Origin of the sequence: Alicyclobacillus kakegawensis NBRC 103104, from assembly GCF_001552655.1 — a bacterium.
In the GTDB taxonomy this organism is placed as follows: Bacteria; Bacillota; Bacilli; order Alicyclobacillales; family Alicyclobacillaceae; genus Alicyclobacillus_G; species Alicyclobacillus_G kakegawensis.
On the sequence record NZ_BCRP01000002.1, the window covers coordinates 179,491 to 193,358 of the forward strand.

Here is a 13,868-nt window from a genome sequence, read left to right on the forward strand (position 1 = left end):
TAGGGCTTCGCGCAGCCAACAGGGGGGTGCGGACTGTGCCGGGACTGTTCACGCTTTTACTGCTGGTGCTCAAAGATGTCTCGCTGTTTGTCTCCTACGTCCGTAACAACGCCTTTCCGCAGCCGCTGTCCGCTGAAGAAGAACGGATGTACGCTGAGCGCATGCTGGCCGGGGACACGGCGGCCAGAAACAAGCTGATTGAACACAACCTGCGGCTGGTGGCCCATCTGGTGAAGAAGTATGAGGGCACGGGCGAAGACCCACAGGACCTGATTTCCATCGGCACCATCGGCCTGATCAAGGCGGTGGAAAGCTATCACCCCAAGTACGGCACGAAGCTGGCCACGTTTGCCGCCCGCTGCATCGACAACGAAATCCTCATGTACCTGCGCAGCAACCGCAAGCATCGGCGCGACACTTCCCTTGAAGAGCCGATTGGGCAGGATAAGGAGGGCAACGAACTGACACTCTCCGACCTCTTGGGGACGGACGCGGATGCCGTGGTGGAAGCGGTCGATTTGTCTTGGGAAAAGCAGAAAATGTTTGAACACCTGCCCAACCTCCCGGAGCGGGAGCGGGAGGTATTGTGCAAGCGGTTTGGACTGCCGGACGGGGAGGAGAAAACGCAGCGCGAGATTGCACAGGAGCTGGGGATCTCCAGGTCCTACGTGTCGCGGATTGAGCGCAAGGCCCTCAACCGTCTCTACGAGCAGATGCGTGCGGGCCGGGCCCATTGAGGCACGGAGCCTCTTGGTCGCGGCTGCCGGATGTGCTAGAGTGAAATCGAACTCTCGACGGGGGATGTTATGCGCAACCTGTGGATGGAACTGATGCCGGACGAATATGTGCCCAGCGTCTATGCGATAGATTTGGACAAGCTGCGCGACGGCGGCCGCCGCTTGTTGCTGTCGGACCTGGATAACACGCTGGTGCCGTGGAACGATGAGGCTGTTCCCGCGGCTTTGTCCGCCTGGTACAAGCGCGTGGTGGCATCCGGGATGGATTTATGCATCGTGTCCAACAACCGCCATCCGCGTGTCTCAGAGTTCGCACAGCAATTGGGCGCGCGCGCCATCCCAGCGGCCAAGAAGCCAAAACCTCAGGCCTTTCTGGCAGCCATGGCCAGTTTTGACGCTGCGCCCGAGCAGACGGTGATGGTGGGAGACCAGTTGTTTACCGACATTCGCGGCGCCCGCCGCCTCGGCATCTACACGATTTTGGTGCTGCCTGTATCGAATCGGGAATGGTGGGGGACGCGGTTGACGCGCTTGGCCGAGCGGGCGGCTTTCAAGATGCTGGAACGCCGTGGATTGGTGCGGCCAATTCAGGAGGGAGGGCGTGAATGAGCGAACAGCTGGTATGCAGCGGCTGCGGGGTGGCCTTGCAGAGTGAGCGAGAGAACGAGCCCGGGTATGTGCCATTGTCGGCTTTGACCCGCCTGCAGCCGGTCTGTCGGCGCTGCTACCGGATCACGCACTATGGTGAGTTCTCGCCGGTGGTGGTGCCGGCCGCCGAGTATGAACAGCAGGTGGCTGAAGTCGGCAAGCGCCCGGATTTGGTCTTATATGTGCTGGACGTGTTCGACCTGGAGGGCAGCTTGGTGCCGAATCTCGCCCGACACATCGGCAAGAGCCCGGTGGTGGTTGTGGTCAACAAGGTGGACCTGTTGCCTAAGGAGGTGCGTGTCGAGGCCCTGGCTGGCTGGGTGGCGGAACGTGTACGCTCGACCGGCGTGCAACCGGCGGGGGTTTGTTTTGTCAGCGCCCGCAAGGGGCAGGGACTGGACGCAGTGGACGGATGGATTGAGGCGGAGGCGAAATCCCGCGCGTACGTGGTGGGGATGGCGAATGTCGGCAAGTCCACCCTGCTCAACCGGTTGTTGGCCGGGACCTATCCGGAAGCCGCCGGTTTCACCGTGTCCCGCGTACCGGGCACGACAGTGGGATTGGTGGGAGCTGAGTATGCGACCAAGGGCGGCCGTGAGGTTCACCTGGTCGATACCCCCGGATTGATTCAGGGGCGGCGTGCGATTGACCAGTTATGTGCCGATTGCTTGGCCACCGCGGTGCCGGAGACGCGGCTGCGCCCGCGCGTGTACCAGCTGGATCCCGGGCAGTCGCTGTGGATTGGCAACTTTGCCCGTTTTGACTTGGTGGAAGGCGATCATCAGCCGGTCGTGTGCTACGTCAGCAACCGGCTGACGGTGCACCGTACCAAACTGGAACGGGCAGACACCTTCGGTCAGATGCACGCCGACGACATCCTGCGCGTGCCCTGTCCGGCGTGCCGCCATCGGCTGGGGCCGCTGCAGCCACTTGAGGTGACCGCTCCGGCTCGGCCAAAGCCGCAACTGACGGCCGGGGGCATCCGGTTTGGCCGCCAGGGCGCCGATCTCACGCTGGCCGGCATCGGCTGGCTTGCTCTGTTCGGCCGGCCGCTGCGCGGGAATCTCTGGTTGCCCAGGCCGCTGGCCGTCGCGGTGCGGCCGCGGTTGCTGGGCCAACTCAGCCGCCGCTAACGCCGGCGCCCAGGCGGCATAACGGTTCCCGCCTGCGAATACACCTACGGTAGCTGCCTGTGTGGACACAGGTTAAGCCCATCCGTGGGCGAATACGCGGGGGGAGCGTGAGCCGACATGGGGTGCCGGGAGGTCGTGGTGACCATCATGCGGGATCATCCGTTGCCTGTGGACCAGCTTCTCTACCAGATTCGCAAGTGTGTGCAAACGGCGCGCCGGGAGCACCCGGAACTCGCGGACAGCCGTCTGCACGACGTGAGGCTGCGGGTATGCGGAGGAACCCTAGAAGCGGTGCTGGAGTTTCACGCATGGGAGGATGCCGGAGGCTGAACGTGCCGAGGCGCGCAAAGTTCGCGGCCAGGTGGGGAGGACAGGAATGAAGAAACTGTATGGATTACTGGGGTGGCCGGTGGCTCATTCGGTATCGCCGGCGATGATGAACGCGGCGTTCGCGGAGCTTGGCATCGACGCGGTGTACCTGGCGTTTGCTGTGCCGCCCGCGGACCTGCGGGCCGCTTTGGACGGCTTGTTGGCGCTCGGAGCGGGTGGGGTCAACATCACGATTCCGCACAAATTAGGCGCTTACCAATGGGCGCCTCGCCACTCGGACGAGGCGCGCTTAGCCGGCGCGGTCAACACTTTGCGCCTGCGTCCCCGCTCCGACGCGGATGACCCGGCGGCGCCGGAGGTTATCGGCCACAACACCGATGTGGCTGGATGGTGGACAAGCTTGCGGACGGTGTTGCCGCATGCGCCGAAGCGAGTGGTCATCCTCGGCGCCGGCGGGGCTGCGCGCGCGGCCCTGGCCGGGTTGGCGCTGTATGCGCAATCGGCCGAGGTGGTGCTGACGGCGCGGAACCCGCAGAAGGCGGCCGAGACAGCCGCTTCGTTTCAGGAATACATATCTGTAAGCCTGCTGCCGTGGCGGGAGCGGGAACAAGCGGTGGCGGCCGCTGACCTGGTCGTCAACGCGACGCCGATGGGCATGTGGCCACATGACGACGTGTCGCCGATTGACGACGAAACCTGCCTGCACCCGGGCCAGGTCGTGCAAGACATGGTCTATCGTCCGTTGCAGACGCGTCTGTTGCGGCAGGCCGCCCGCCGCGGCGCAAAGCGGGTGGACGGACTGGACATGTTGGTGCGGCAGGGAGCGGAGGCGTTCGAATTCTGGCTCGGCGTCAGCGCCCCGGTGGACGTGATGCGCCAGGCGGCGCGTGCGTCGCTGGGGCTATGACCCGGCGCGGGAAAGAGGGGATAGAGGACGGAGGTCATCGTCTTTGGCGGCACGTTTGATCCGCCCCACATCGGCCACCTGGCGATGGCGGAGTTGGCGCGGGAACAGACCGGAGCCGACCAAGTTTGGTTCATGCCGGCGGCCGTACCGCCCCACAAGGGGAGACCGCATCAGGACTTCGCGTGGCGTGCGGAGATGGTCAGCGCGCTGATTGACGGCCGGGATGGGCTCTTGGTTTGCACGATTGAGCGAGAACTGCCGCCGCCATCCTATACCGTGGACACGGTGGCGGAGCTGCGGCGGCGTCACCCCGAGCACAGCTTTTGGTTTCTAATCGGCGCCGATAGCCTGCAAACCTTGCCGACGTGGCATGGCGCGGAGCGGCTGGTGGGGGAAATCCCGTTTCTCGTCGCGCCCCGCGCCGGCTACCCGACTGAAGAGTTGTTCCAACGGGTGTCGTGTCAGCTGCCCGGTCTGCGCCTGCGGGCCATCGACATGCCCATCGTCGATGTGTCTTCCACGTGGCTCAGGCAGCGACTGCTGGCGGGCAAATCGGCCTGCGGCCTGGTCCCGGAGCGGGTCATTCGCGTCTGGCAGCGGGCGGACGCGCCCGTGTAGCCGCCGCATGACCCGCACGATGGAAAAGGGTTGACGTCTCGAACAGGGAGGGGGTTCCGGATGAAGGAGTCGGATGTTGCCGCCAAGGTCCAGCGCGCGCTCTCACCCGCCCGCTTCGCCCACGTGCAGGGGGTGGTGTCGACGGCGGCAGAGCTGGCTCTGCGCCACGGCGTGAATGTGGAGCAGGCGCGTTTGGCCGCCTGGCTTCACGACTATGCTCGGGAGTGGCCGCCAGAGAGGTTGTTGGCGGTGGTCGAGAAGATGGGATTGCCGGAGGAGATGATGGTCATCCCCGAGCTGTGGCACGGCCCGGTGGCGGCACACCTGGCAGTAAGCGAATTCGGCATCGCCGATGAAGACATTCACAACGCCGTGTTTTATCACACCACCGGGCGGATCGGCATGTCCCGCCTGGAGTGCGTGCTGTGTTTGGCCGACGCCGTGGAACCTACACGCCGCTACCCGCAGGTCGAGCACCTGCGGGAGCTGGCGCGCCGGGACCTGACGCGGGCCTTGGCCGAGTCATTTGACGCCACCATCCAGTATTTGATTGTGCGCCATGCGGCCATCTACCCGGGCACGGTCGCTGCCCGCAACGACCTATGGCGGCAGGTCCAGGCAACCGGGAACACACCGCCTCATACAGACGCCAATCATGTGTGAATAGGGAGGAACGTGCATGCCAACATCCATCCTGGAATTGGCGAAGGCCGCGGCCGACGCGGCCGCCGATAAGAAGGCGCAAGACATCGTGGCGCTTGATATTCATGAGCTGACGCCAATCGCGGATTGCTTTGTGATCTGCTCGGCTCGTTCGGGCACTCAGGTCGAAGCGGTGACGCGGGCGGTCCGCGATAAACTGGCGGAGATGGGTGTTGACTGCAAGGGCACCGAAGGGTTGGACGAGGCACGCTGGGTCCTCATCGACTTCGGCGACCTTGTCGTCCACGTGTTTCGCCCGGAAGAGCGGGAGTTTTATCACTTGGAACGGCTGTGGGGCGATGCCAAGGAGATTCCGCTGGCATGAACCGAGCTTACACAGAGCTGGCGTCCGTGTACGACCGGTTCATGACGGATGCCCCGGATGACTGCTGGCTGCATTGGCTGGATGGCCAGATTCCGGATCTCAAAGACAAGACGGCGGCCGATCTGGGCTGCGGAACCGGCCGCTTCACGGTTCGCCTGGCTCCGCGGGTGAAACGTCTCGTCGGCGTGGATGCGTCGGAGGCGATGCTGGCGGTGGCGTACGAGCGGGCCCGGGAGCTGCACGTGCCGGTGCGGTGGTTGCTCCAGGACCTGCGTGACCTGCGCCTGCCGGAGCCGGTCCACCTATTGGTGTCCACCTGTGACAGTTTCAATTATCTCACCGATCCGGACGACTTTCGCGGCGCTCTGCTGGCTGCCAGGCGCAACCTTGTCCCGTCTGGGTGGCTGTGTTTCGATCTGATAGGCCCGAGCCGTGTCGCCGCCTTGGCGGGCGGCCTGTCTTATGACTTGGGCGAGGAGGCGGCCGTCATCTTCACCAGCACCGTCGCGGCCGACAGGCTCGTCCAATATGAATTGCACGCCTTTTTGCGGCAGGAGGACGGCGACTATCGGCGCATCGTGGAGGAACACCAGCAGCGCTTCTATGAGCAGGAGGAGGTGCGCGCTTTGCTTCAGGAGTGCGGCTTCACGCAAGTCGAGGTGCTGGGGGATTTTGGCCGCTCACCGGTGAGTCAGGCCGAGCGTTGGATCGTGCGGGCCATCCGTGAGGGGTAGGCTCGTGCGGCTCCCGTGGGTGCTTCCCCTGTGAGTCCTGCGCCTAGACGTCGCCGGCGTCAGCGCCAGCCTGGCGTCGTCTTTCGCGGAACGCCTGAAAACCTTTGAGGCACTCCGGGTGCTCGTCGAAGAACAGCACCAGAGACTGCAGGGAGTCCAGGGTGCACGGGCTGACGTGGTGTTCGATACCCTCCACGTCTTTCTGGATGATGTCTTCATCGATGCCCAGCATGCGCAGGAAGGCGGCCAGGCGGTGATGGCGCTGCTTCATCAGCTTGCCCAGTCGCTGCCCGCGGGAGGTCAGAACGATGCCGCGGTACTTCTCGTACGTCACGTAGTCATTTTCATCCAACTTTTGCAACATTTTTGTCACCGAGGAAGGCTGCACATCCAGCGACGAAGCGATATCTGAAACCCGTGCGTAGCCCTTTTCGTTCATCAACTCGTATATCTTTTCTAGGTAATCCTCCATGCTCGGAGTCAACAAGTTTATAACCCCCACTGGGCCCCGTCCGTGGACCGGGCATGTGCCCCTTTATCTTACACATACGAGCGCTCATCGGCAATCTATGCGTCGATTTCTGCAAAGGGATATGCTTCTTGCCGCCGGGAAAACAGGAGTTCTCGCTCGCGGGCCGAATCTCTGGACAAAAAAGCTGGAGGGTCTTGGATGGGAGAGCGACAGGACGAACCCGTCCTATCAATCTGGCAGGCGAAGCAGCGGGAATGGGAGGCCGCAGAAGCGGGTTGGCATGAGGGCAAATCGGGTGGCCGACACCCAGCCCATGAAGTCTCCGGGGCCGCGGGTCCAAAGGTCAGTGCAGAAGCCGATATGCGGATCTTTGACGTTCCCTGGATCACACAGGAGGTTTGGGAGGACGACACGGCTGCTCCGGGCAGCGTGGAGCCGGATGGGCATGTCATTCCCGAGCAGCGCAGTCACGGTGGACAGCGAGTGCAAGGCGTCCTGCAAGGCCATGCCGGCCGCCGTTTGCACCGGGCCGCCGGGTGGCTGGCATTCACGCTGGTTCTCCTGGCTGTCGGTTACCTCGCGGGAGCGTTGGGCTCCGGCTTGTCGATGACTCCCGACAATGGTGTTTCTGGTCAAGCGGCGGGCGGAGCGAAAAAAACTGGTAGCCATGCTTTGAACTCTGATTCGGGAAACCAAATTATAATTGACGTACATGGGGATGTGAAGCGGCCTGGGGTGTACACGCTGCCTTCCGGCTCCCGCGTGGGCGACGCGGTGCGGGCGGCGGGAGGCTACCGCCACGCCGCCGACCAGGCGGTGGTGAACGCGGCCGAGCTGCTGGACGACGGCGAGGAGGTCGTCATTCCTGACGCCCACAGCCATCAGGGGTCTTCCGGAATCGCGGGGTCATCCACACAAGCGGCCAACAGCCCGGGCGCACCCGCCAGTGGCGCAGAACCGGCAGCGGGAGAGCAGCCGGCCGGGGTCTCGAACAAAACTTCCGCGGCTGCCGGGGGCGGCAGCGCCGATGTGGCCAAGGTGGATCTGAACACCGCGGACGTGGCCACACTGGAAACCTTGCCCGGTGTGGGACCCGCCCGCGCCGCGGACATCGTGCAGTACAGGCAGGAGCATGGGCCGTTCGCTTCCGTGGACGATTTGGACAGCGTGCCCGGCATCGGGCCGGCCACGCTGGCGCGCCTGAAGCCGTACCTGTACGTGTCGGCAAACCCGGACCGGGGATGAGAACGGACGTACACGCAGACATCGGAGACAGACGAGGAGGAGTGGCGTGGATATCAACTGGGTGACCGCGGGATTGGCAGCGGTTGTCGTATTCTCAATATGGGCTGGGGTCCGCCGTGGGCTGGCATATGAGAGTGGCCATGCGGTGGCGCTGGTCGTTTCGCTTGTCGTCGGAGCGGCGGCATTGAGCCTCGCCTGGTGGGGCAGCAACCGGCTGAATGGGTTGGTTATGGGCGCCCGTCCCGACGCGGAGCCGGGTTTACTGGCGCGGCTTGTGCAGTTCTGGCAGCAGGCGCCGGGGACGGCTCAATGGTTGGCGTTCGTGCTGATCTTTTTGCTGTCCGCCAGCCTGATTCGTGGCTGGTTGGATGTCTTGCCGCGAGGGGCTGTACGCATCGTCCCGAGACCATTGCGGAAAAACCGCATCCTCGGCGGGCTGATGGGCGGTGCTATCGGCGCTGTGCGGTGCGTGGCGCTGGGCGGGCTGTTGTTCTTGGGCCTGCAGTATCTGAGCATGCCCACCGTGGAGGCATGGGCGCAAGCGTCGCCGCCGTATCAATGGCTGCAAAAAACCGTCTATCAACCCTGGCTGAGACCGCTGATGAGCCGCGAGATTCCGGTGCTCAGCCAGGACGCTCTGCGGCCATTGACAGAAAACATCAACTTGGTCGCTGTGCCGGTGGGTGGCGACGAGAGCCAGGGCGTATTGGTGGTGCAAAAGCCAATCGCTCAATTGGCAGAACGGGTAACGCGCGGGGACCAGACGGACAGAGAGAAAGCGTACGACCTGTACGAGTGGGAGATTCACCATGTGCATTACGACTGGAAGAAGTACGACGACTATGTCTACCATGGACGCTGGGACGAGCAGAGCCCTTTGACGACGTTGACCACCGGCAAGGGGGTATGCGCCGATTACGCGCTGCTGTACGCGGATATGGCTCATGCGGTGGGGTTGACCGTCAAGATTGACGAGGGAGTCGGTGGCACCGCGCAGCAGCACGGTCCCCATGCCTGGAACGAGGTTTGGGACGCCCAGCAGCACCGCTGGCTGGCGCTGGACACCACTTGGGGCGCTGAGCAGGACATGTGGTTTGACCCACCCGGTTTTTGGTCTACGCATATTCTGACCCATTCTATTGAAATCAAGGGGGCGCATTGATTCGAATCGGGCGTTGGCGCGGGCTCCTGTGTCTCGTCATTGTCGCTATCCTTTGCGGATTTTTCGTCGAGGGAAGGGCGGCCTCAAGGCAGCTGCCTGCAATCGCCGCGACTCTGGGCCTGATGGCCTGTCTGGTCGTTGGACTGTTGAGGCAAAAGCGGCGTTATGCCGCGTGGCTCTGCGTCTGCATGGCCATTTCTGCTCTTTCCTTCGCTTGCGGTGCTTGGCGCGAAACCCAGCGCCCGGTGTGGATAAACGCGTGGCTCGGGCAGCCTGTGCTGGCAGAGGGAGTCCTTGAGCAGGTGACTGCCAGCCGCGGCGGCCCTCTGTGGAGCTTAGAGGTGACTCGGTTGCGCGCGGTGGCGGATGCCAGCGTGTGGGAGCCGTGTCAAGTGACCGTTTTGTGGCCGGCTGATAACCCAGGCCATCCGCTCCAACCCGGGGATAAGGTGGCCTTGGCGGGGGTGCTGACCGCACCCAGCCGCCCTCTCCTACCCTGGCAGCCGCCGGAATACGGTTTTCGCGGGCGCATTCGGCAGTTGAGCGCGCCGTCTCCTTCGCTCGAGGGATGGCTGCACAGCAGAATGGATGAACGTTTGGCGGAGTTCGTCCCGTCCGCGCAGGCTGGCAACGTACCGCTGCTCGACAGCCTGGTGTTCGGCAACGGGCAGGTGGAGTCCGACCTGCACCAGGAGTTCCTCCGTGCGGGCTTGTTGCACGTGCTGGCGGCCAGCGGCGCCAATGTGGTGTTGCTGCTGTCCGCGCTGTCGCTCCTGTTGCGCCCCTTGCGTTGGCTGTATCCGCACAGCCTTCCGTTTTACGTGGTAAAGCTTGCGTTCCTGTGCGAATTCACTCGGCTGTGCGGCGGGCAGCCGTCGATTGTGCGGGCGGCTCTGATGGCGGCCTATCGAGAAGTGGGCGTGGCCTGGGGCAGGGCGCCGAAGACCCTCGATGGTATGCTGGTGGCCGCCTGTGCCATGGCCATCTGGCAGCCCTCCACGCTCCTGGGCCTCAGCGCGTGGTTGTCCTTTGCCGCGACCGCTGCCATTCAGCACGCCCTCTCCCATGCTCCCCGCGTCGCTGGTCGCGGCCTGCGCCAGCGCCTGTGGGCAAAGGCGTTGGAGGCGCTCTGGGTATGTCTGATGGTGGAGGCTTGGTTGACCCCGTTCACGCTGCTTGTGTTCCATCAATTGACACCCTACGCGCTGCTCGCCAATCTCCTGGCTGAGCCGTTGCTCACCCTGCTCCTGCCGCTGGCGACCGTGACAGACGCTCTCGCCCTGTTGCCTCAGGTGGCACCGACGGTTCTTCTGGCACGAGGATTACTCACCGTGACGTTGGCTTTGCTGCACGTGTTTTTGCAGTGGACACGGTGGGTGGCGAATCTGCCAGGGGCTTTGGTGGAGGCGCAAGTGGGAAACCTGTCGCTCATCGCCGCCTGGTACGTGTTGCTGTTGCTTTCCCCTCAGGTACGGAAATTCGCGGTGCAGGTATGGACGTCCGTCGACAAGAATCGATAATAATTCTTACCTGCTCCTCAAACTGTGCTATACTCGTACTCTGGAACGGTCGTACATAGCGCGCCACGAAGTGGCACACTGGTGTGGCATGCGCGGCCAAGTGGCGGCGCATGGTAACAAACAAACCGGACAGAGACTACGGAGAGGGAGAGGACAATGGCAAAGACGTTTGTTCTGGGCGCTGGCTACGCAGGGGCCATGGCAGCGGTGCAGCTGGACAAGATTGCTGAACCGTTCACATTGATCAACAAAACGCCCTATCACACGCTTGTCACGCTGTTGCACGAGGCAGCCGGGGGGCGGGGCACCCCGACCAATTACACGGTCAATCTGAGTGACCTCGTGCGGCGCGAGACGTCCAACATTGTCATTGATGAAGTCACAGGGATTGACCGCGAGAAACGGGTGCTGAAGACCCGTTCTGGTCAGGAGTACGAGTACGAGTGGCTGGTCATCGCCCTCGGCTGGGTATCGGAGTACTTCGGAATTCCCGGGCTCAAGGAACACAGCCTGGTCCTCAACGACCTGGACACGGCGATTCAAATCCGGGAGCACATCGAACAACAGTTTGCCGCCTACAAGGACGATCCGAACCCAGAACGGCTTCGCGTCGTGGTCGGCGGGGCTGGTCTGACTGGCGTGGAGCTGGCCGGTGAACTGCTGGACTGGCTGCCGTCGTTGAGCGCGAAGTACGGCATTGACCGGAACTTGGTGGAACTGCAGAACATCGAGGCCATGAGCACCATTCTCCCGATGATCTCCGAGTCGCTGCGCAACGAAGCGGCCCGCATGTTGACCGAGAAAGGCGCGATTTTGCGCACCAACACCAAAATCGTCGAGGTCACGGAAAACGAGGTGCACCTGGAGGGCGGCGAAAGCGTCAAGGCCCGCACCATCATCTGGACCGGCGGCGTGCGTGCCAACCCGCTGTTGACCGAGGCGGGTTTCACCGTGGATCGACGTGGACGCGCGAAGGTCAACGAGTATCTGCAGTCTGTGGATGATCCCCACATCTTCATCGGCGGAGACAGCGCCTGGGTCGAGGATGAGAATGGGCGCCCGTTGCCACCAACGGCGCAGTACGCCACGCAAATGGGCTACGTGCTGGCGGCCAACGTCAGCTCGGCCATCCACCGTCAGCCTCTGCGCGCCTTCCATGCCCACAACATGGGCACGCTCGCCTCGGTGGGACCCGAGGTGGGGGTCGGCAATATGTTCGGGATTCCGGTCAAAGGCCTGGCAGCAGGCCTGGCCAAGGAGGCCAGCAAGCTGAAGTATTTGTATCAGATTGGGGGGCTGCGGTTGACCGCGCAAAAGACCCCAGAAATCGCCCACTTTTGATGGCGTGCCGGCTGCGCCTCCGTCGCGGGGAGAGTCAAGGTGCGGCGGTGCGGAACCGCCGCTTCAACCCGGTCCCGCGCCGGGTAGCCGCCTCCCCTTTCCCGCGGTGCCGGTGGTTGTCAGCCTCGTAGCTGCCGCAGAAATGGGGATTGAGAAATGGATTGGTTGCAAGCTGTCGGCGCATTGAAGCGGGAGCCTGTACGGCCAGTGTATGCGCTGGTTGGAACAGAACCGTTTTTGGTGCGCCGCTTTGTGCGCCTTTTGGCGGAAAGGATGGGAGAGTCTGGGGCACTCCCGTTTGTGGAGCGCCACCGGTTTGACGAGGAGGGGTGCGCGGGCGCTATCGCCGCCTGTCAGACCCCTTCTTTGTTTTCTGAAGCGAGCATTGTCGTCCTGGAACAGGTCTACGCTCTGACCAGCGTGCGGGGAAACGGCAAGGTTGACCTCACGCCGTTGGAGGCCTACTTGGACCATCCGGTGCCCGACCGGGTCTTGGTGCTCACGGTGGAGGCGGATAAGCTGGACGAGCGCAAACGCGCGTCCAAGCTGCTCAAAAAACACCGGATCGTGGATTGCCATCCTCCCAAGGATGCGGACGCGCAACGCCTCTTGCGAGAACTGGCGGACGAGCTCGGTCTGTCCATCGAGGTCTCGGCGCTGAAGGAACTGTGGCGGCGCTGCCGCATGCTGACCTTGTGCCGACAAGAACTGGACAAACTCTCCGCGTACGCGGCCGGCGGCCGCATCGACGCGGCGATGGTCGCGGAATTGGTCGCGGAGCCGGTGGAGGACAACGTCTTTCATTGGGTCGAGGGTGTCCTTCAGGGCAAGGCACAGGCGAGTGTGCGCATCATGAACGAGATGCGCATGCGTGGGACGGACGCGCTCTCCCTCCTGGCACTGATTGCCCATCGTCTGCGTCTGATAGGCTTCGTACGCATCTTTCAACAGCAGGGAATGCCGGAGACCACGATGGCTGCACGCCTGCACGCGCATCCGTTTGCCGTCAAACAGGCGGCGCGCATGGCGGCGACGGTGTCCTTGGCGCAGATTGAGCAATTGCTGCTCATTGTCGCCGACGCCGAGCATGACATCAAGTCGGGGCGGGCAGACGCAGATTTGGCGCTGGAGTGGGTGGTCATGGCTTGCCTGGCGAGTAGCGGCCGGGCGGCTTGGGCAAGGTAATTCTGAGGCCAAGTGGCGGGGATGTGCAGGACGGCGCCACAGGAGCCGGTAAGGAGGGTGTTGCGATGGCCAGGCGGCGCAACCGCCTGTTGGTACCCGAAGCCAGACAGGCCATAGACCAGTTGAAACAGCAGGTGAGCGACGAGATTCAGAGATCCGCCCCTCCCACACCACCAGCGCCGCCCCTGACCGCTGCCGGACCTGGGGCGCCAGCGGCCGCCCCCGCACGCGGGCAGCGAGCACGGGCTTCGGTGGATAAGACTCGGAGCATCGATGGCGGTCAGCTGACGACGCGGGAAGCCGGCGAGCTGGGCGGGGAAATCGGCGGCAACATGGTCAAGCGGCTGATTGAGATAGCGGAGCAGGAACTGGCGCAGAAGGAGGAGCGGCCGTTGCTGTGAGCTCCGGCGCTGTCCGGGGCCCGGGAACACAGGAAGCTGCAGGCGCGGGGCAATAAAAAACGACCCATGGACGGGCCGTTTTCGTATGCAAATCGTTGCGCCCACAAGCGAGGGCCAATCCGCCTATTCGGCGGCGTGCGCCTTCGCGTACTCGTTGAACTGCCTAGCCAAGCGCGACTTGCGACGGTTTGCGTTGTTGCGGTGTATGATGCCCTTCGTGACAGCCTTGTCCAAGGCGCGTGTCGCCGCACGCAGAACCAGGCGGGCTTGTTCCACATCATCCTGCGTCAGCGCAGCATCAAACTTCTTCAACGTCGTGCGCAACGACGACTTCAGCGATTTGTTCCGAAGCGTCCGGCGAGCGGTGATGTGCACACGTTTTTCTGCGGACTTGATGTTTGGCACGCA

General features: G+C 63.3%; 17 protein-coding genes. 15 read left to right on the forward strand and 2 right to left on the reverse strand.

What is annotated here, in order from left to right; translation table 11 throughout:
• The first annotated feature begins 35 nt into the window (after window positions 1-35).
• The 9 genes from sigK to AK2_RS02390 all read left to right on the forward strand — a co-directional run bounded on the left by sigK (window position 36) and on the right by AK2_RS02390 (window position 6,134).
• Window positions 36-737 carry an RNA polymerase sporulation sigma factor SigK gene (sigK, locus tag AK2_RS02350; protein WP_067930973.1) on the forward strand — a complete coding sequence of 234 codons (702 nt, stop codon included), beginning with the start codon at window positions 36-38 and terminating at the stop codon, window positions 735-737.
• 69 nt (window positions 738-806) lie between these two features.
• Window positions 807-1,346, forward strand: a complete 540-nt coding sequence (locus tag AK2_RS02355) for a YqeG family HAD IIIA-type phosphatase (RefSeq protein WP_067930976.1) — start codon at window positions 807-809, stop codon at window positions 1,344-1,346.
• Window positions 1,343-2,518, forward strand: coding sequence for a ribosome biogenesis GTPase YqeH (yqeH, locus tag AK2_RS02360; protein WP_067930979.1), 1,176 nt, complete (start codon window positions 1,343-1,345; stop codon window positions 2,516-2,518). Before AK2_RS02355 ends, yqeH begins: the two co-directional genes overlap by 4 nt.
• A gap of 117 nt (window positions 2,519-2,635) precedes the next feature.
• Window positions 2,636-2,848, forward strand: a complete 213-nt coding sequence (locus AK2_RS02365) for a hypothetical protein (RefSeq protein ID WP_067930981.1) — start codon at window positions 2,636-2,638, stop codon at window positions 2,846-2,848.
• Window positions 2,849-2,894: 46 nt separating this feature from the next.
• Window positions 2,895-3,755, forward strand: a complete 861-nt coding sequence (gene aroE, locus AK2_RS02370) for a shikimate dehydrogenase (protein WP_067930984.1) — start codon at window positions 2,895-2,897, stop codon at window positions 3,753-3,755.
• 36 nt (window positions 3,756-3,791) lie between these two features.
• Entirely contained in the window at window positions 3,792-4,373 is a 582-nt protein-coding gene (gene nadD, locus AK2_RS02375) for a nicotinate (nicotinamide) nucleotide adenylyltransferase (RefSeq protein ID WP_083520769.1), read from the forward strand.
• Window positions 4,374-4,433: 60 nt separating this feature from the next.
• Entirely contained in the window at window positions 4,434-5,036 is a 603-nt protein-coding gene (gene yqeK / locus AK2_RS02380) for a bis(5'-nucleosyl)-tetraphosphatase (symmetrical) YqeK (protein ID WP_067930990.1), read from the forward strand.
• A 16-nt stretch (window positions 5,037-5,052) separates the two neighbouring features.
• On the forward strand, window positions 5,053-5,400 hold the full coding sequence (gene rsfS / locus AK2_RS02385) for a ribosome silencing factor (RefSeq protein WP_067923024.1): 348 nt from the start codon (window positions 5,053-5,055) through the stop codon (window positions 5,398-5,400).
• Window positions 5,397-6,134 (forward strand): class I SAM-dependent DNA methyltransferase, encoded by a 738-nt coding sequence (locus AK2_RS02390; RefSeq protein WP_067930993.1) that lies wholly within the window; start codon window positions 5,397-5,399, stop codon window positions 6,132-6,134. Before rsfS ends, AK2_RS02390 begins: the two co-directional genes overlap by 4 nt.
• 43 nt (window positions 6,135-6,177) lie before the next feature.
• Here the strand turns inward: AK2_RS02390 and mntR are convergent, their stop codons facing one another.
• Window positions 6,178-6,606: a transcriptional regulator MntR gene (gene mntR, locus AK2_RS02395; protein WP_083520790.1), complete on the reverse strand. Its 429-nt coding sequence runs from the start codon at window positions 6,604-6,606 to the stop codon at window positions 6,178-6,180.
• A 198-nt stretch (window positions 6,607-6,804) separates the two neighbouring features.
• On the opposite strand from mntR, the gene AK2_RS02400 reads away from it, so the two are divergent.
• From AK2_RS02400 to AK2_RS02425, 6 genes are all read left to right on the forward strand, one after another.
• The gene (locus AK2_RS02400) at window positions 6,805-7,851 is read left to right on the forward strand and encodes a ComEA family DNA-binding protein (protein WP_067930999.1); all 1,047 of its coding nucleotides are present in this window, start codon (window positions 6,805-6,807) and stop codon (window positions 7,849-7,851) included.
• 46 nt (window positions 7,852-7,897) lie between these two features.
• A complete protein-coding gene (locus tag AK2_RS02405) occupies window positions 7,898-9,013 on the forward strand; it encodes a transglutaminase domain-containing protein (RefSeq protein WP_157076190.1) in 1,116 nt (371 codons plus the stop codon).
• Window positions 9,010-10,533 carry a ComEC/Rec2 family competence protein gene (locus tag AK2_RS02410; RefSeq protein ID WP_067931002.1) on the forward strand — a complete coding sequence of 508 codons (1,524 nt, stop codon included), beginning with the start codon at window positions 9,010-9,012 and terminating at the stop codon, window positions 10,531-10,533. Before AK2_RS02405 ends, AK2_RS02410 begins: the two co-directional genes overlap by 4 nt.
• 156 nt (window positions 10,534-10,689) lie before the next feature.
• Complete coding sequence (locus AK2_RS02415) at window positions 10,690-11,874, forward strand: NAD(P)/FAD-dependent oxidoreductase (protein WP_067931005.1); 1,185 nt, start codon at window positions 10,690-10,692, stop codon at window positions 11,872-11,874.
• A 156-nt stretch (window positions 11,875-12,030) separates the two neighbouring features.
• Complete coding sequence (gene holA, locus AK2_RS02420) at window positions 12,031-13,059, forward strand: DNA polymerase III subunit delta (protein ID WP_067931008.1); 1,029 nt, start codon at window positions 12,031-12,033, stop codon at window positions 13,057-13,059.
• Between the two features lie 65 nt (window positions 13,060-13,124).
• Window positions 13,125-13,460: an alpha/beta-type small acid-soluble spore protein gene (locus tag AK2_RS02425; protein ID WP_067931010.1), complete on the forward strand. Its 336-nt coding sequence runs from the start codon at window positions 13,125-13,127 to the stop codon at window positions 13,458-13,460.
• A gap of 123 nt (window positions 13,461-13,583) precedes the next feature.
• Here AK2_RS02425 and rpsT read toward each other — a convergent pair whose 3' ends face one another.
• Entirely contained in the window at window positions 13,584-13,865 is a 282-nt protein-coding gene (gene rpsT / locus AK2_RS02430) for a 30S ribosomal protein S20 (protein ID WP_067931013.1), read from the reverse strand.
• Window positions 13,866-13,868: the final 3 nt, after the last annotated feature.